This is a genomic window from Brevundimonas sp., assembly GCF_046295595.1.
Taxonomy (GTDB): Bacteria; Pseudomonadota; Alphaproteobacteria; order Caulobacterales; family Caulobacteraceae; genus Brevundimonas.
The window spans coordinates 82,355-100,363 of the sequence record NZ_JBKBMX010000004.1 but is presented as its reverse complement, the minus strand read 5'-3'; the positions used below and the strand labels follow the sequence as shown (position 1 = coordinate 100,363).

Below are 18,009 nucleotides of genomic sequence, written 5' to 3'. Positions count from 1 at the left end.
GGGGCCGGGACGGGGAGGGCGGCCCGCTCACATGTTGGCTCCGGACCCGAACCGCAACCGACCCGGCTGCGTTTCGGGTCCGGTCCCTGTCAGCGCGGCCCGTTCAGCGCCGCGAAAACGCTGTCGTACTCGCCCCGCGCCTCGGCTCCGCTGAGGAATTTCACCCGTTCGACCAGCACCTCGTCGGCGCCGGCCTCGAACAGGCCCAGGCTCTCGGCGATGAAGTCGGCCAACGGCATGGAGTCGGGGTTGTCCGCATGGCCCGGCATCAGGTTCGTCGCCACCGCCGGCGGGGCCCATTCGATGACCTCGACCGGGGTCTCCGCCAACTGATGACGCAGCGACTGGCTCCATGACCGCAGCGCCGCCTTGGTCGCCGAATAGGTCGGCGTCGCCGCCAGCGGCACAAAGGCCAGGCCCGAGGTGACATTGACCACCGTCGCCGCCGCCTTGGTTTTCAGATGCGGGAGCAGGGCCGCCGTCAGCCGGATCGGCCCCAGCAGGTTGATCGCCACGGTCTGTTCGGCGATGGCCAGATCGATCCCGTCCTCGACCACCATGATCCCGGCGTTGTTGATGACCCCGTTCAGCGCCGGATGCGCCGCGACGATCCGCGCCGCGAAGCTCCGGATGTCGGCCGCGTCGGCCACATCCAGCGTCTCGAAGGCCATGCCGGGGTTGGCCGCCGCCACCGCCTCCAGCGCCTCGGGCCGCCGTCCGGCGATGATCACCTTCGCCCCGCGGGCATGCAGGGCCTCGGCGAAGGCCCGGCCGATGCCGCTGCCGCCGCCGGTGATCAGGATCGTGTCTTTACGGGTGTCCATGTCTGTCCTCCATCGGGTGGATTTCCGATGGGCGACGATCTATACCTGACACTTACGATCAGAAAGTAGGCACCGAAACGTGCTGTAGTTACCCGGGAGAGAGTTATGGCTGACACTGCCCTTCAGGATGAGATTTCTTCGGGTGAGCCGCCCCTCGACCCCCGCGTCGAGGCCCTGGTCAACGAGGTCATCGGCCGCGTCGCCGACAAATGGACCATGATCGTGCTCGAGGTGCTGGAAGAGCACGGCGAGCTTCGCTTCACCCGCATCGGTGAACTGGCCGGCGGCATCAGCCAGAAGATGCTGACCCAGACCCTGCGCCAGATGGAGCGCGACGGCCTGGTCATCCGCACCATCCACCCGGTCATCCCGCCGAAGGTCGAATACCGCCTCACCGACATGGGCCACAGCCTGTCCGCGGCCTTCTGCGGCGTCTGGACCTGGGCCGAGGCCCATCTCGACCGCATCGAGACGGCCCGTCAGGCGTTCGACGCCCGCCGGTCCGGCTGAGCCGCGATCCGGCGCCTCCCGTCCGCCGCGCCGATGGGCTAGACCGCCCCAACGCCTGACCGTCCGGACCGATTCATGACCCACACACAGCACCCCCAGTCTGCGCAACGAAGGGCCGCCATCATCCTCGCCGCCGGCCAGGGCACGCGGATGAAATCCCCCCTGCCCAAGGTGCTGCATCCGGTCGGCGGCCGGGCCATGCTGGACCACGCCATCGACGCCGCCGAGGCGCTCGGCTGCGAACGCATCGTCGTCGTCGTCGGGGCCCATTCGCCCGAGGTCCGCGACCATGTGGTCGGCCGTCTCGGCGAGGACGCCATCGCCGTCCAGGACCCGCCGCTCGGCACCGGCCACGCCGTCCGCGCCGCCGAGGCCGTGCTCGGCGACTTCGTCGGCCAGGTAGTCATCACCTATGGCGACGTGCCCCTGCTGACCGCCGCCGACATCGAGCCGGTCTTCGCCGCCCAGGACGGCGTCACCGTCATCGGTTTCGAGGCCGCCGACCCCGGCGCCTACGGCCGCCTCGTCATGGACGGCGACCAGCTCGCCGCCATCACCGAGGCCAAGGAGGCCTCGCCCGAGGTGCTGGCGATAACCACCTGTAATTCCGGCGTCATGGCCGCCCCCGTCGGCCTGCTGTTCGACCTGCTGCGAGAGGTCCGCAACGACAACGCCAAGGGCGAATACTATCTGACCGACGTGGTCGAACTGGCGCGCAAACACGGCGCCCCGACCCGCGCCGTCATCGCCGCCGAGGACGCCGTCATGGGGGTCAATTCCCAGGCCGAACTGGCCGTCGCCGAGGCCCTGTTCCAGACCGCCCGTCGCGCGACCTTCCTCGCCGCCGGGGTCACCATGCCGGCCCCCGACACCGTCCATTTCGCCTTCGACACCGAGGTCGGCGGCGGAACCCTGATCGAGCCCTATGTCGTCTTCGGCCCCGGCGCGAAGATCGCCTCCGGCGCCCGCATCCGCGCCTTCAGCCACGTGGAGGGCGCGACCGTCGCCGCCGGCGCCGAGGTCGGCCCCTACGCCCGCCTGCGCCCCGGTACGGAGCTGGGCGAGGGGGCCAAGATCGGCAACTTCGTCGAGGCCAAGAACGTGACCATGGGCAAGGGCGCCAAGGCCAACCACCTGACCTATCTCGGCGACGGCGACGTGGGCGCCCGGGTCAACATCGGCGCCGGGACGATCTTCTGCAATTACGACGGCTTCTTCAAACATCGGACGACGGTGGGCGAGGGCGCCTTCATCGGCTCGAACAGCGCCCTGGTCGCCCCGGTGACCATCGGCGCCGGGGCCATGGTCGGCTCGGGCTCGGTGATCACCAGGGACGTCGCGGCCGGCGACCTGGCCCTGGGGCGGGGCGAACAGACGATCAAACCCGGCTGGGCGACGCGGTTCATGGACGCGATGCGGGCGAAGAAGGCGGCGAAGGCGAAATGAGCGCGGACACCCAGAAAAAACTCGCCGGCGAAGCCGCCGCCCTGCGCGTCGAGGCCGGCATGGTCGTCGGCCTCGGCACCGGCTCGACCGCCGCCTGGTTCGTCCGCGCCCTGGCCGCCCGCGACCTGCCCGGCCTGCGCTGCGTCCCGACCTCCGAGGCCACCGCCGAACTGGCCCGCGAGCTGGGCCTGCCGCTGTCCACCCTCGAGGACACCCCCCGCATCGACCTGACCGTCGACGGCGCCGACGAGGTCGGGCCCGGCCTGGCCCTGATCAAGGGCGGCGGCGCGGCCCTGCTGCGCGAGAAGCTGGTGTGGGAGGCCTCGACCCGCTGCCTCGTCATCGCCGACGCCGCCAAGGTGGTGAAGACCCTCGGCGCCTTCGCCCTGCCGATCGAGGTCGTCGCCTTCGGCCACAAGACCACCGCCAACCGCATCGCCGACGTCCTGACCGACCACGACATCGCCATGCCGGCCCGCGTCCGCATGGCCGAGCGCGGCCTCGTCCGCACCGACGGCGGCAATCTGATCTACGACGCCCGCTGCGGCGCCATCCACGACCCCGTCCGCCTCGCCGACGACCTCAAGCTGATCACCGGCGTGGTCGAACACGGCCTGTTCCTCGATCTCGCCGACGAGGCGATCATCGGCTTGGATTCCGGGGTGGACGTCCTAACTCCGTAACCTCCGCGGTTTCCGAAAGCAGACTATGCCCGACTACGACTACGACCTCTTCGTCATCGGCGCCGGCTCCGGCGGCGTTCGCGCCGCCCGGCTGACCGCCCTCGGCGGCAAGCGCGTCGCCATCGCCGAGGAGTATCGGGTCGGCGGCACCTGCGTCGTGCGCGGCTGCGTGCCCAAGAAATTCATGGTCATGGCCTCCGAGGTCAGCCACGCCCTTGAGATCGCCCAAGGCTATGGCTGGTCGTTCGACAACGCGAAATTCGACTGGCCGACCTTCCTCGAGGCCAAGGACGTCGAGATCGCCCGCCTGTCCGGCATCTACGCCGCCAACCTCGGCAAGGCCGGCGTCGACCTGGTCCACGGCCGCGCCGTGCTCCGCGACGCCCACACCGTGGAGATCGCCGGCAAGGGCGAGGGCGGCGGACCCCTCGTCATCACCGCCGAAAACATCCTCATCGCCACCGGCGGCCGCCCGTGGAAGCCCGAGAACCTGCCGGGCGTCGAACACGCCATCACCTCGGAAGAGGCCTTCCACCTGCCGCAACTGCCGAAGCGCATCCTGATCGCCGGCGGCGGCTATATCGCCGTCGAGTTCGCCGGCATCTTCGCCGGCCTCGGCGTCGAGACCACCCTGATCTACCGCGGCCCCAACATCCTGCGCGGCTTCGACGACGACGTCCGCGCCCATCTCGCCGGCGAGATCGAGAAGCGCGGCATCAAGGTCATCCTCGGCTCGCAGCACACCTCGCTGGAGAAGACGGCGACGGGCGTCGTCAACCACCTCGACAACGGCATGAGCCTCGAGACCGATGTGGTCATGTTCGCCACCGGCCGCGTGCCGCACGTCGTCGGCCTCGGGCTGGAGACCGCCGGCGTCGAGCTGACCGACAAGGGGGCGATCAAGGTCGATACGCTGTCGAAGACCACGGCCGACAATATCTGGGCCATCGGCGACGTCACCGACCGGATGAACCTGACGCCGGTGGCGATCCGCGAGGCCGTCGCCTTCCACCAGACCGTCTACCGCGATAACCCGCAGCATTTCGACTATGAGGCCGTCGCCACGGCCGTCTTCAGCCAGCCGCCGGTCGGGGTCGTCGGCCTGTCCGAGAGCGAGGCGCGCCACGCCTGCCCGGGCGAGGTCGACGTCTATCTGACGCGGTTCCGGCCGATGAAATACGCCTTCACCGGCTCGGACGAGCGGGTGCTGATGAAGCTGGTGGTCGACGCCGAGAGCCAGAAGGTCGTCGGCGTCCACATCGTCGGACCCGAGGCGCCGGAGATGATCCAGCTCGCCGCCATCGCCGTGAAGGCCGGCCTGACCAAGGCCCAGTGGGACGCCACCTGCGCCGTCCATCCGACCATGGCCGAGGAGCTGGTGACGCTGAAGGAGAAACAGTCGCCGGGGAATATGTCGGCGGGGTAGGGGGTGGCACAAATCCCTTCTCCCCTCCGGGGGAGAAGGTGGCCCGGAGGGCCGGATGAGGGGGAGGCCGGCTCTGGACCGGCTGACAGACGACCTGCCCCAACCATCCCCCTCATCCGAGCCGCTTCGCGGCCCACCTTCTCCCCCGGAGGGGAGAAGGAAGCTCATGACGCTGTGCTTACAATCCGCGAATCTATAGTCGGGTTATCAAAATATTCCTTGGTTGATTCAACGCACTAGCCTTTTCTCAAACCGTTTTGTCTGTCCTAGGGCCGGCCTCCCTTACAATGCCCTTCGTCCCGTCGCGGGGGGAGGGCGTCTGGCGCCAGGGCCAACCACGTGCGGCGGGGTGCGATCGAGCGGGACTGCCCGGGGGGTGCGAAACCCCGGGGTCCGGAGGGCCTGGAAGCCCTTCGCCCGTCGTGGGCTGAGATGGACAGGGTTGAATGCGGCGAAAAGGTCGGGGTGGGACAAACCACAAGCCCCGCGGGCCGCCTCGAAACCCGCCCCCGTCGGCTTGCGTGAACCGGTCGCGGCGGAGCGCGGACGTTCAGCCGAAAACTCAATCAGGCTCCCGTAACGCGAAAGCAGGGGGCCACATCGGTTCCGGGCCGAACGCCCGCGCTCCGCCGACCTCCCCAACCGCTTTTCCCGAAGCGGCGCAGACGCATGCCCGCTTCTGCCTCCCCGAACGGGGAGGGAGAACGCCAGACCTCCCCAATCGCCCCCGCAACCTCTATCTACCCCCCATGCGCCAGTCTTTCGACGAAACCACCCATCCGTGCTTCGGGTCCAAACACCTGCCCCGCGTCCGCGCGAAGATGGCCGAGCAGGGCCTCGACGGCCTGCTGGTCCCGCACGAGGACGAGCACCAGAATGAATACCTGCCCGAGGCCAACGACCGCCTCGCCTGGCTGACCGGCTTCACCGGCTCGGCCGGGGCCGGCGCCGTGCTGACCGACCGCGCCGCGGTCTTCGCCGACGGCCGCTACACCGTCCAGGTCCGGGCCCAGGTCGATGCGGCGCTGTTCGACATCCTGTCGCTCGAGAACAACGGCCTCGCCGCCTGGCTGGAGACGGCGCCGAAGGGCTCGACCATCGGCTACGACCCGCGCCTGCACAGCCCCGACGCCCTGGCCGCCCTGCAGCGCGCGGCCCGGAAGGCCGGCGCCGTCCTCAAGCCGGTCGAGGCCAATCCGGTCGACCTCGCCTGGGGCGACGAACGTCCGCCCCAACCGACCGCTCCCGTGGTCCCGCATGACGACCGTTACGCCGGCGAGACCAGCGCCGCCAAACGCGCCCGCATCGGCCGGGCCATCGCTGTCGCCGGCGCCGAGGCCGCGGTCCTGACCGCGCCGGCATCGATCGCCTGGCTGTTCAACATCCGCGGCGGCGACGTCATCCGCACCCCCCTGCCGCTGTCCCAGGCCATTGTCCGCGCCGACGGCACGGCGAGCCTTTTCCTCGATCCGCGCAAGGTGACCAACCAACTCCCCGCATGGCTCGGCGACGCCGTGACGCTTGAAGCGCCCGAGGCCCTGCCAGCCGCCCTCGACGATCTGTCGGGGCAGGGCGTGCTGATCGATCCGGGCCAGTCTTCAGCCTGGTATTTCGACCGGCTGGAGGCCGCCGGCGCCACGGTCGTGCGCGGCATGGATCCCTGCACCCTGCCGCGCGCCTGCAAGAATCCGGTCGAGATCGAGGGCAGCCGTCAGGCCCACATTCGCGACGGCGCGGCCCTGAGCCGCTTCCTCCACTGGGTCGATACGACGGCGCAGCAGACCCTGCCGACCGAGCGCGAGATCGCCGAAAAACTGGAGTCCTTCCGCGAGGCCACCGGCGCCCTGCAGGACCTGTCGTTCGACACCATCGCCGGGGCCGGCCCCAACGGCGCCCTGCCGCACTACAAGCCGGTCGGCGACAAGATCCGCCGCATCGAGAACGGCTCCCTGCTGCTGGTCGACGGCGGCGGCCAGTATCTGGACGGCACCACCGACGTGACCCGCACCATGGCGGTCGGCGAACCGACGGCCGACCAGCGCCGCATGTTCACCCTCGTGCTCAAGGGCCACATCGCCATGGCCGTGGTCCGCTTCCCGGAGGGCGTGACCGGCCACCAGCTCGACGCCCTGGCGCGCCTGCCCATGTGGATGGCCGGCCTCGACTATGACCACGGCACCGGCCACGGCGTCGGCTCCTATCTCGGCGTCCACGAGGGGCCGCAACGCATCGCCAAGGCCCCCAACAGCCAGCCGCTACTGACCGGCATGATCCTGTCCAACGAGCCCGGCTACTACCGCGAGGGCCACTGGGGCATCCGCATCGAGACCCTGCAGGTGGTGACGGAGCCGACCGCCATTCCCGGCGGCGAGCGGCCGATGCACGGTTTCGAACAGCTGACCTTCGCCCCGCTGGACCGCAAGCTGATCGACGTCGCCCTGCTGACCCCGGACGAGCGCGCCTATGTCGACGCCTATCACGCCGAGACGCTCGCCAAGGTCGGGCCCCTGCTGGACGGGGAGGCGAAGGCATGGCTGCAAGCGGCCTGCGCGCCGCTCTGACCTTGCGCAGCCGGGCCTTGCGAAACCGGGGCCTCGCCCCGACCTCAGGCGTCCCCCTCGAAGGAGCCCTCCCATGAAAACCCGTCGTCTCGGCAAGGCCGGCCCCGAAGTGTCCGCCATCGGTCTCGGCTGCATGGGTATGGCGGCCTTCTACGGCCAGCCGTCCGACGAGGGGCAGGCGACGGCGGTGATTCACCGCGCCCTCGACCTCGGCGTCACCCTGTTCGACACCGCCGAGATGTACGGCCCGCACACCAACGAGATCCAAGTGGGCAAGGCCCTTGCGGGCCGGCGTGAAGAGGCCTTCATCGCCACGAAATTCGGCATCGGCTACAACGCCGACCGCTCGGCCCTGACCGTCGACGGCTCGCCCGCCAACGTCCGCCGCGCCATCGAGGGCAGCCTGAAGCGCCTCAACGTCGACCACGTCGACCTCTACTACCTCCACCGCGTCGACCCCGACACGCCGATCGAGGAGACGGTCGGGGCGATGGGCGAACTGGTGACCGAGGGCAAGGTCCGCTTTCTCGGCCTGTCGGAGGCCGCGCCCGAGACCCTGCGCCGCGGCCACGCCACCCACCCGATCACCGCCCTGCAGACCGAATACTCGCTGTGGAGCCGCGACCCCGAGGACGAACTGCTCGCCGTCTGCGAGGAACTCGGAATCGGCTTCGTGCCCTACAGCCCGCTCGGCCGCGGCTTCCTCTCGGGCGAGATCAAATCGGTCGACGACCTCGCCGAGGACGATTTCCGCCGCGCCAACCCGCGCTTCATGGGCGAGAATTTCCAGAAGAACCTCGATCTCGTCGAGGCGGTCAAAGGCATCGCCGCCGACAAGGGCGTGACCGCCGCCCAGCTGGCCCTCGCCTGGGTGCTGGCGCAAGGGTCGCACCTCGTGCCCATCCCGGGCACGCGCCGCATCCGCACCCTCGAGGAGAACGCCGCCGCCGTCGACCTGACCCTGACCGCCGAAGACCTCGCCCGCATCGACGCGGTCTTCCCCAAGGGCGCCGCCTCAGGCCACCGCTACGCCGAGGCGGCCCGCTCCGCGCTGAACCGCTAGCCGCCGATCAGGGTCAGCCACTCGTCCTCTGTCAGGACCTGGACGCCGTGTTTGAGCGCCTCAACCATCTTGGACCCGGCGCCGGGGCCGGCGACGAGATAGTCGGTCTTCTTCGACACCGACCCCGACACCTTGGCCCCGAGGCTCTCGGCCCGGGCCTTGGCCTCGTCGCGGGTGAAGCGTTCGAGGGCGCCGGTGAAGACCACCGTCTTGCCCGCCACGGCGGTGTCGGACTTCGGCTTCTCGGCGTCCTCGATCCGCTCCAGTTCGGCGACCAACGCCTCGACCATGGCGCGATTGTGGGTCTCGCGGAAGAACAGCGCCAGCGCCCGCGCCGCAACCGGACCCACGCCCGCGACCCCGGCGATCTGGCCGAGCCCCTCGGACGGTCCCTCGGTACGGGCCACCTCGGCCAGCCTCACCAGCCCGGCCCAGTCCTCGGCCAGCGTCGCCAGCCCGCGCCGCGCCGGGGCGGCGAGGCCGGGGAAGGCGAGGGCGATCTTCTGGTCGATCGGCGCCTCGGGCCACGGATCGGCGGCCGGCGGCGACGCCCCGGCGAGAACGGCGACCACGCGAGGCGACACCGCATGCGCCTCGTTCAGCCGCACCCAGTCCTCGCTCGGAATGCCCTCCGCCGCCGCCAGACAGGCGGCCTCGAACGCCGACCAGCTCCCGAACGCCCGGGCCAGCACGATCGAGGTCTGCTCGCCGATGTCGCGCACCCCGAGGCCGTAGATGAAGCGGTCCAGGGCGATGACGCGCCGGGCGTCGATCCCCGCCACCAGATTGCGCACGCTGGTCTCGCCATAGCCGTCCTCGGCGCGCAGGGCGTCCAGCTTCTCCGCGTCCCGCGCCAGCCGGAAGATGTCCGCCGGCTGGTTGATCCAGCCCCGCTCGTGGAACGCCACCAGCTGCTTCTCGCCCAGCCCCTCGATGTCGAAGGCTCGCCGGCTGCAGAAATGCTTGAGGTGTTCGATCCGCTGGAACGGGCAGGCCAGCTCGCCGGTGCAGCGCCGCACCACGGACTCCACGCCCGAGGCGTTGGTCTCCTTCACCAGCGCCGTCTTCAGCGGGCAGATGCATTGGTGCGGAAACGCCCACGCATCGCCGCGCCCGGGGCGGTCGGGGTCGACCACGCCGAGGATCTGCGGGATCACATCGCCGGCGCGCTGCAGGGTGACGGTGTCGCCGAGGCGCACGTCCAGCCGGGCGATCTCGTCGGCGTTGTGCAGGGTGGCGTTGCGAACCACCACCCCGCCGACCGTCACAGGGTGCAGCCGCGCCACCGGGGTGTGCGACCCCGTCCGCCCGACCTGGATGTCGATCCCCTCCAGCACCGTCTGGGCCTGTTGCGCCGGGAACTTGTGGGCGATGGCCCAGCGCGGGGTGCGGGCGACGAAGCCCAGCCGGTCCTGCCAGTCCAGCCGGTCGACCTTGTAGACCACCCCGTCGATGTCATAGCCCAGCGTCGCCCGATCGCGCTGCAGCCCGTCGTACAGCGCCATCAGCCCGTCCGCGTCCTCGACCCGCTGCGAGCGGTCATTGACCGGGAAACCCCACGACCGCAGCGCCTGCAGCGCCTCCCATTGCGTCTTCGCGAACGACGCCGAGACCTCGCCCCAGGCGTAGGCGAAGAAGCGCAGCGGCCGCTTGGCCGTGATCGTCGCGTCCTTCTGGCGCAGCGACCCGGCGGCGAAATTGCGCGGATTGGCGTAGGTCCGCGTTCCCGCCGCTTCTGCCGCGGCGTTGAAGGCGTCGAAGGCCTCATTGGGGGCGTAGACCTCGCCGCGCACCTCGATCACCGCCGGCCAGCCCTTGCCGGACAGGCGTTCGGGAATGTCGTCGAGCGTGCGAAGATTGGCGGTGACGTCCTCGCCCGTCCGGCCATCCCCCCGGGTCGCGCCGCGCACCAGCACCCCGTCCTCATAGCGCAGGCTGGCCGACAGGCCGTCGATCTTGGGCTCGGCGACGAAGGCGATGTGTTCGTCGGCGGGCAACTTCAGAAAGCGCCGGATGCGCGCCTCGAAATCCGCCACCTCGCCGGGGTCGAAGGCGTTGTCCAGCGACAGCATCGGCACGCCGTGGCGCACCTCGCTGAACTGGGCCGAGACCGCCGCCCCGACCACCTGCGACGGCGAATCGGCCATGGTCAGTTCGGGAAAACGGCTCTCGATCTCCAGCGCCCGTCGCTTCAGCGCGTCATAGTCGGCGTCCGAAATCTCCGGCGCGTCATGGCGGTGATACAGGGCGTCGTGATGCGCCAGGGCGGCGGTCAGCCGGGTGAATTCCTCCCGGGCCGCGGCTTCGGTCAGCTGATCGACGGCGGTGTCGGTCATGGGAATCGCATCCGCTCCATACTCTTCAACCGCCTTCTACCACCCGGGACGAACGCCGCGAGGCCGGGGTCGTTTCCGATCCCATGACAGGACGTTAATCTGACGCCGCCGCCCCGGCCTGCTAGCGTCGACCGATCTCAGGGAGTCTCCATGCGCCATCTTCGCCTCGCCGCCCTTTCGCCGCTGGCCGCGGTCCTGCTGCTCGGCGCCTGCCAGACCGCCGCGACGCCCGAGGCGCCGCTCGCGCCGCAGCCCTCCGCCATGCACGCCCAGCTGCTGGAGGACGTCCGCATCCTCGCCGCCGACGAGATGCAGGGCCGCGACACCGGCGCCCCCGGCGGCGCCCTGGCCCGGGCCTATATCGTCGGCCGGCTGGAGGCGCTCGGCGTCGCCGCCCCGGCCATGGGCCGGGAGCAGCCGTGGGAGATGCAGGGCCGCACGCGCGAGGGTCCGAAGACCTTCAACGGCGTCAACGTCCTCGGCGTCATCCCGGGCACGCGCGTCACCGACCGCTACATCGTCGTCACCGCCCACTATGACCACGTCGGGGTGTCCGACGGGCAGGTCTACAATGGCGCCGACGACAACGCCTCGGGCGTCGCCACCATGCTGGCGCTGGCCGCCGACCTGAAGCGCCAGGCCCCGGAGCACAGCGTGCTGATCGTGGCGCTGGACGGCGAGGAGCGCGGCCTGCTGGGAGCGAAGCATTTCGTCGAGGCCCCGCCCGTGCCGCTGGCCTCGATCGCCCTGAACCTGAATTTCGACATGACCGCCCGCGCCGAGACGGACGGCAAGCTGTGGGTCACCGGCACCCACCAGCACCCGACCTTCCGTCCCCTGCTCGAGACCATTCCGGCCAATGGCGCGGTCGCCCTGGCCTTCGGCAAGGACAGCCCGCAGGACGCCGGCGACAACAACTGGGTCAACTCGTCCGACCACGCCGCCTTCCATCGCGCCCAGGTGCCGTTCCTGTATTTCGGCGTCGACTTCCACCCCGACTATCACCGCCCGTCGGATGATTTCGCGACCATCACCCCCTCGGTCTTCATCAGCGCCACCGAGCTGTCGATCGCCGGCTTCCGCGCCCTCGACCGGGGGCTGAACCGCTGAGGTCTCTCGCCGGCGCCGCGATCCTGACCGCGCTGGCCGTCGCGGCCTGCGACCGGGCGTCCTCGCCCGCGCCGGTTCCCACCGCCTCCAGCTACGCCGCGACCGCCGACTTGTCGGGCTACTACCGGCCCGTCGCGCCGGTGCGGATCGGCGACTGGTCTCTCGATCACGTCTTCCTCGCCCAGCCCGCCGATTTCGAACGCCGGGCGGCCGGACCCCAGGACGGCGCCTCCAGCCCCGTGACGATCCGGTTCGCGCGGGCCGGAGCGGCGAGTGGGACCGGCGAGCCGGGCGGCGTCTCCCGCATCCTCGCGACGACCTGGTCAGTGGCCGACAGCACGGTCCGCTTCGAGGGCCGGTCGCCGGAGCTCGGCCGGGTCGTCTTCGACGGCCGCCTCGATCAGGGCGCCCTGGCCACCGCGCGCCGCAATCTGGGCGGCGACGGCGTCGTCCTGACCGGCGCGCTCACCGCCGGCGGACAGACAGCGCGTGACGTCCGCCTGACATGGTGGATGGGCGACTGAGGTTCAGCCGCCGTTGCGGATGTCCAGCTTCAGCCCCATCGCCTCGGCAAGGGCCTTGCCGCGTCGCCGGGTCTGCTCGCCCAGCAAGACGTCGGCGTAACCGTCGGAGGCGCTGAGCACCAGCGCGCCATCGGCGACCGCCACATGGGCGTTGACCAGCAACTGCGGCGCCCGCCCGGACAGGTCGCAGGCCAGCCGGATGGCGAGACCGAGGGCGCGGGCGCCGGTGCGCTGGTCTTCCGTCAACAGCCGCTCGACCGTATCCGGCTCGGGCGTTCCCGTTGCGCCGCCATAGCGGGCGTTGACCGCCGTCGCCAGCCAGGCCCGCTCGGCATGGGTCTGACCCGCGATCGGCGCGCGCAACACCTGGTCGAAGGCCAGTTCGACCCGGTGGTCCGGATGCAGCCGCGCGCCCAGATCGGCCAGCCGGCAGACGGCGTCCGCCAGCGTCAGGTCGCGCTCGGGGCCGAAGGCCTCGGGCAGGGCGGCGATAATCGGCTGGATCCAGCCGAACAGCGCGCCGGGCAGCCCCGGCGAAATGCCCTGCCGCGCGCCCAAGGCGGTGCAGCCGGCCAGCAGGGGGTCGGCGCCCACGGCCTCCTCGTCGAGGGCCTCATACAGCAGGCCTTCCCGGACGCCCCAGGCCGACAGGACGATCCGCTCGAGTCCGAGGCGGTCGATCAGCCCTTCCAGCACCAGCGCCGCCTGGGGCAGGGTTTCGGCCCGCTTTTTCGACAGCCCCTTCCAGCTTTCCAGCGAGGCGCGAGACGACCGGGCGACCAGCCGCGCGATGTCGCGGGCCTCGCCGGCCTCCATCACATACTGGTGCACGATATGCAGCGGATAGCGGGTGTGGCCCATATGGACCTGCGCCAGCGTCCGCCAGGCCCCGCCGACGGCATAGAGGGTGTCCGTCCTGAAATCGTCAGCGGCCTTGAGTCGGCGGGCTATGGTTTCCCGCAATTTGACGGCGTCGAACGGGCCCTCGTTGGAGAGCGAAAACGGACCCAGCGGCAGGGTGACGCCGCGCCCGAGGCCGTCATCGCCGATCCGCATCAACTCCAGGCTGGCTCCGCCGAGGTCGCCGACGACGCCCCGCGCCGTGGGCATCCCCGCGATCACGCCGAGGGCGGCGTAGCGCGCCTCTTCCTCGCCCGACAGCACGCGAATGACCAGGCCGGTCTCCGCCGCCACCCGCTCGCAGAAGGTCTGTCCGTCGGCCGCTTCTCGCACCGCCGCCGTGGCGGCGACGAAGGTTCGGGCCGGGCGGACCCCGTCGATCACCGCCGCGAACCGCTTCAGCGCCGTCATCGCCAGGGCCGCGCCTTCCTCGGACAGGCGTCCTGTTGTGCCGAGATCGCGGCCGAGACCGGCCAGCACCTTCTCGTTGAACACCGTCCAGATGGCGCGGCCTTCCAGCCGGTACAGCACCAGACGAACCGAGTTGGAGCCGATGTCGATGGCGGCGAACTCGCGCGGCGCGCCGAACGCCGCGGCCAGGGCCTCGGCCATCAGCGCTTCTTCCGTGAAGGCTCGTAGCTGAGCTGACCCGGCAGGGTCTTCACCTTGCGACCGCGGCCCGACAGGCTGGGATTGGTCATGAAGTATTTGTGCGCCGAGAACGGCCGCTCGGGGTCGGCCGGCGTCACCCGGCGGTAGTCGCCATCGGCGTCAAGCACCCAGCTCTGGGCGTCGTCCTTGAGGTTGGCGACCATGATCTGGTCCAGCACCTGGTCATGGACCGTCGCATTCAGGACAGGGGTCATCAGCTCCACGCGGCGATTGAGGTTGCGCGACATCCAGTCGGCGGAGGAGATGAACAGCTTGGCCTTGTCGTGCGGCAGGTCGCGGCCGTTGGCGAAGGCGACGATGCGGCTGTGCTCGAGGAACCGGCCGACGATGGATTTGACCCGGATGTTCTCAGACAGGCCGACGACGCCGGGTCGCAGGCAGCAGATGCCGCGGATGACCAGTTCGATCCGCACGCCCCACTGGCTGGCGCGATACAGGGCGTCGATGACTTCCGGATCGACCAACGAGTTCATCTTGGCCCAGATGGCGGCCGGCTTGCCCTTGGCCGCCGCGGCCATCTCGGCGCCGATCAGGTCGATCAGCGTCGACTTCATGTTCAGCGGCGAGACGACCAGCGCCTCCAGTTCGTCCGGGGTGGCGTAGCCGGTGATGTAGTTGAACACCCGCGAGGCGTCGCGCGCGAGCACCGGATTGCAGGTGAACAGGCTCAGATCGGTGTAAACCCGCGCCGTCACCGGATGGTAGTTGCCGGTGCCGACATGGCAGTAGGTCTTCAGCCCTTCGCCCTCGCGCCGCACGACGACGCTCAGCTTGCAGTGGGTCTTGTACTCGACGAAGCCGAAAACGACGTGGACCCCGGCCCGCTCCATGGCGCGGGCCCATTTCAGATTGGCCTCCTCGTCGAACCGGGCCTTCAGCTCGACCAGGGCGGTGACGTTCTTGCCGTTCTCGGCCGCCTCGATCAGGGCGGCGACGATCGGACTGTCCCGCGAGGTCCGGTACAGCGTCTGCTTGATGGCGATGACGTTGGGATCGCGGGCCGCCTGGCGCAGGAACTGGACCACCACGTCGAAGCTCTCGAACGGGTGGTGGATCAGCATGTCCTTCTCGCGCACCGCGGCGAAGATATCGCCGCCGTGATCGCGCACCCGCTCCGGATAGCGGGGCTCATAGCCGGGGAATTTCAGATCGGGGTGCCCGCTCGGGATGATGTCCGAGACCTGGGCCAGACCCAGCATGCCGTCGACCAGAACGATGTCCTGCGGCGCGGCGGCCAGCTCGTTGGTGATGAAGGTCCGCAGGTCTTCAGGCATCGACGCCTCGACCTTGATGCGGACCACCGACCCGAGACGACGCTGTTTCAGCGCTTCCTCGAACTCCATGACCAGGTCTTCGGCCTCTTCCTCGATCTCGATGTCCGAGTCCCGGATCAGGCGGAAGACGCCGTGCTCCAGCACATCGCACCCGGGAAACAGATGGTCGATGAAGAGCATCAGCAGGCCTTCCAGCGCCAGATAGCGCTTGCGGCCCGGCTTGGATCGCCCGTCGGTGGCCAGCGGCCAGAACCGCTTCACCTGCGTCGGCACCGGCACGAGGGCGTAAAGCATCCGGTTGTCGGAGCGCCGCCGCAGCTTCAGCGCCAGCGAGAATCCGAGGTTCGGCAGGAAGGGGAAGGGGTGCGCCGGGTCGATCGCCATCGGCGTCAGGATGGCGAACAGCTGGTTCAGGAACTCGGGCTCCAGCCGCTCGCGCTCGGTTCTGTTGATCTTGTCAGGATCGACCACCTCGATGCCGGCGGCGGCCAGCTCTTTGCGCAGCCTGCGCCAGCGGCGCTGCTGCTCGTCCATCAGCCGCCCGGCGGCGACGCTGACGTTCTCCAGCTGTTCGGCGGCGGTCAGTCCGTCGGCCGACAGCACCCGGACCCGCTCGCGCACCTGACCCTTGAGGCCGGCGACGCGGGTCATGAAGAATTCGTCCAGATTGTTGGCTGATATCGACAGGAAGCGCAGCCGCTCCAGCAGCGGGTGGGCCGGATTGGCCGCCTCCTCGAGCACCCGTCCGTTAAACTTCAGCCACGAAATCTCGCGGTTGAAGAAACGGGTCGGCGAGGCCATCAGGGCCTCCGACAGCTCCAGCTGGGGCGCGCGGGAGGAGGGGACCTCTTCCCCTGTGGTCGTGTCGCTGATCGCCGTATCGGTCATGCGCCGGTTCTGACGCGACGCGGGGACGGCTGCAACCTCGCAGTCAAACGGAAACGCCGGCCGATCGCCTGACCGGCCGGCGCTTCATCCGGGCGCCGCGCGCTTACCAGCGCCAGGCGTCGTAGACGGCGTCGATGATGTAGCCGTCGTATCGGTCGATCAGATAGATGTGATTGTCGACCAGCACCCAGCGGGCGCCTTCGGGCGGATAGCCGAGGCCATAGGTCCGCCAGTCGTCGAGGCTGTACCGCCAGAAGATGGACGGCAGATACTGGCCGGCATGGTAGCGCTGGCCCCAGTGGCTGCGCGGCACGCTGTAGTAGCCGTGGCCGGGGGCGAAATAGAAGCCGATGCGGACGCCGCTGTAACCGCGGAAGCGCCGGTCGCTGCGCCACCAGTCGTGACCATGACGCCGGTTCCAGTCGCGCCGCCAGACGTCGGCGTTGAAGCGCTGGCGGAACTCGCGATAATCGCGCCGGTCCTGGCGGCGTTCCTGCCGGTCCTCCCGCCGTTCCTGCCGATATTCGCGGCGATCGTCGCGGTTGTCGGGACGGTCGGGGCGGTTCGGTCGATCGTTGCGGCGCTCCTGCCGATCGTCGCGCCGCTCCTGCCGGTTGTCGCGTCGATCCTCGCGGTTGCCCGGGCGGCCGGATCGATTGTCACGACGCTCCTGCCGGCGCTCCGGCGTGGCCTGCGGCCGGTCGGGGCGCGCCTGACCGGCATCCCGCGTCGGCCGATCAGGTGTCTCAGGTCGGCCCGGCCGTTCGGGCCGGTCCGGACGATCCGGCCGCTGAGCCCTTGCCGGTCGTTCCTGGTTTGACGGGCGGGCCTCCGCGGGAGGACTCGATGGACGCTCGGCCGGACGCCGCTGGTCCCGGAGAGCGCGGTCCCGCTGACGCACCTCGCTACGTTCGTCTGGCGGGTCCTGGGCGAGCACGGCCAGCGGCGTCGCCAAGGGGACGAGGAAGGCCGCAATCGCGCCGGCGACCATCAATGAGCGTTTCATTCTCGTTTCTTCCTGCACGCCCCTGTCCGGCGGCTTGTCGCTAAGGTCGCGTTCGCTCGATGAACCGTGACTGAACAAGGCGCGTCTTCGATCGAATGCGGAAATGAAAACGCCCCGCCCAGATGGGGCGGGGCGATTCCTGTGGCGTCCTCGTCGTCTAGAATACGCCGCTCAGCACGCTGGCGATCAGTCCTGTGGCGACGGCGATCAACACGATGTCGTTGCCTGCGTGAACATAGCGGTACCCATGGGGCGCCGGGCGCAGTCCGTACACATGAGGGTCCCGCACATAGTAGCTCCGGTAGGACCGGGGCAGATAGGATCCCCGCTGCCAGCGGTAGCCGTAGTACCGCGGCTCGACCCGGTAATAGCCATAGCTCGGCGCGTACCAGTAGCCGCTCCGGGCGCCGCGGTAGTCGCGGAAGTCGTCGCGGCCGCGCCACCAGTTGCGATTGCTGCGATCCCAGCGGCGATCCTGACGGAATTCGCGCCGATCCTCACGGCGTTCCTCGCGGAAGTCGCGCCGGTCGCCGCGCCGGTCCTGACGGTAGTCGCGGCGGCTGTCGTAGTCGCCCTGGCGCCAGTCCCGGCGATCACCCCGTCGCTCCTGCCGGAATTCCCGGCGATCTTCACGGCGGTCGTGACGATACTCGCGGCGGTCGTCCCGGCGTTCCTGGCGGTCGCCGCGGCTCTGGGCCTCGGCCGCGAGCGGCGCGGTGGTCGCCAACGCGACGCCGATGACTGCGGCCCTGGTCAAGCGGTTCATGTTCATCTCCATCACTGGGC

The 18,009-nt window shown here is 69.9% G+C and carries 14 protein-coding genes; 8 read left to right on the top strand and 6 right to left on the bottom strand.

Annotation, left to right across the window (positions count from 1 at the left end; all coding sequences use genetic code 11):
- Positions 1-89: 89 nt before the first annotated feature.
- Complete coding sequence (locus tag ACK4JY_RS04170) at positions 90-824, bottom strand: SDR family oxidoreductase (protein ID WP_409603105.1); 735 nt, start codon at positions 822-824, stop codon at positions 90-92.
- Positions 825-929: 105 nt separating this feature from the next.
- On the opposite strand from ACK4JY_RS04170, the gene ACK4JY_RS04165 reads away from it, so the two are divergent.
- From ACK4JY_RS04165 to ACK4JY_RS04140, 6 genes are all read left to right on the top strand, one after another.
- A complete protein-coding gene (locus ACK4JY_RS04165) occupies positions 930-1,334 on the top strand; it encodes a winged helix-turn-helix transcriptional regulator (protein ID WP_409603104.1) in 405 nt (134 codons plus the stop codon).
- 75 nt (positions 1,335-1,409) lie between these two features.
- Positions 1,410-2,780, top strand: a complete 1,371-nt coding sequence (gene glmU / locus ACK4JY_RS04160) for a bifunctional UDP-N-acetylglucosamine diphosphorylase/glucosamine-1-phosphate N-acetyltransferase GlmU (protein ID WP_409603102.1) — start codon at positions 1,410-1,412, stop codon at positions 2,778-2,780.
- The gene (gene rpiA / locus ACK4JY_RS04155; RefSeq protein WP_409603100.1) at positions 2,777-3,463 is read left to right on the top strand and encodes a ribose-5-phosphate isomerase RpiA; all 687 of its coding nucleotides are present in this window, start codon (positions 2,777-2,779) and stop codon (positions 3,461-3,463) included. Before glmU ends, rpiA begins: the two co-directional genes overlap by 4 nt.
- A gap of 25 nt (positions 3,464-3,488) precedes the next feature.
- Positions 3,489-4,889 carry a glutathione-disulfide reductase gene (gene gor, locus ACK4JY_RS04150; protein WP_409603099.1) on the top strand — a complete coding sequence of 467 codons (1,401 nt, stop codon included), beginning with the start codon at positions 3,489-3,491 and terminating at the stop codon, positions 4,887-4,889.
- Positions 4,890-5,638: 749 nt separating this feature from the next.
- Positions 5,639-7,450: an aminopeptidase P family protein gene (locus tag ACK4JY_RS04145; RefSeq protein ID WP_409603097.1), complete on the top strand. Its 1,812-nt coding sequence runs from the start codon at positions 5,639-5,641 to the stop codon at positions 7,448-7,450.
- Between the two features lie 73 nt (positions 7,451-7,523).
- Positions 7,524-8,513 (top strand): aldo/keto reductase, encoded by a 990-nt coding sequence (locus ACK4JY_RS04140; protein WP_409603095.1) that lies wholly within the window; start codon positions 7,524-7,526, stop codon positions 8,511-8,513.
- Here ACK4JY_RS04140 and ligA read toward each other — a convergent pair.
- Complete coding sequence (gene ligA, locus ACK4JY_RS04135; RefSeq protein WP_409603093.1) at positions 8,510-10,849, bottom strand: NAD-dependent DNA ligase LigA; 2,340 nt, start codon at positions 10,847-10,849, stop codon at positions 8,510-8,512. The two genes, ACK4JY_RS04140 and ligA, sit on opposite strands and share 4 nt — an antisense overlap.
- Positions 10,850-10,999: 150 nt before the next feature.
- Here ligA and ACK4JY_RS04130 point away from each other — a divergent pair, with 150 nt between their 5' ends.
- Both ACK4JY_RS04130 and ACK4JY_RS04125 read left to right on the top strand, forming a co-directional pair.
- Positions 11,000-11,959, top strand: coding sequence for a M28 family peptidase (locus ACK4JY_RS04130; protein WP_409603091.1), 960 nt, complete (start codon positions 11,000-11,002; stop codon positions 11,957-11,959).
- A 110-nt stretch (positions 11,960-12,069) separates the two neighbouring features.
- A complete protein-coding gene (locus ACK4JY_RS04125) occupies positions 12,070-12,483 on the top strand; it encodes a hypothetical protein (protein WP_409603089.1) in 414 nt (137 codons plus the stop codon).
- A 3-nt stretch (positions 12,484-12,486) separates the two neighbouring features.
- Here ACK4JY_RS04125 and ACK4JY_RS04120 read toward each other — a convergent pair whose 3' ends face one another.
- From ACK4JY_RS04120 to ACK4JY_RS04105, 4 genes are all read right to left on the bottom strand, one after another.
- Positions 12,487-13,995, bottom strand: coding sequence for a Ppx/GppA family phosphatase (locus tag ACK4JY_RS04120; RefSeq protein ID WP_409603087.1), 1,509 nt, complete (start codon positions 13,993-13,995; stop codon positions 12,487-12,489).
- A complete protein-coding gene (locus ACK4JY_RS04115; protein ID WP_409603085.1) occupies positions 13,995-16,217 on the bottom strand; it encodes an RNA degradosome polyphosphate kinase in 2,223 nt (740 codons plus the stop codon). Before ACK4JY_RS04115 ends, ACK4JY_RS04120 begins: the two co-directional genes overlap by 1 nt.
- Positions 16,218-16,320: 103 nt before the next feature.
- A complete protein-coding gene (locus ACK4JY_RS04110) occupies positions 16,321-17,223 on the bottom strand; it encodes an RcnB family protein (protein WP_409603083.1) in 903 nt (300 codons plus the stop codon).
- Between the two features lie 157 nt (positions 17,224-17,380).
- Positions 17,381-17,989, bottom strand: coding sequence for an RcnB family protein (locus ACK4JY_RS04105; RefSeq protein ID WP_409603081.1), 609 nt, complete (start codon positions 17,987-17,989; stop codon positions 17,381-17,383).
- Between the last annotated feature and the right edge of the window lie 20 nt (positions 17,990-18,009).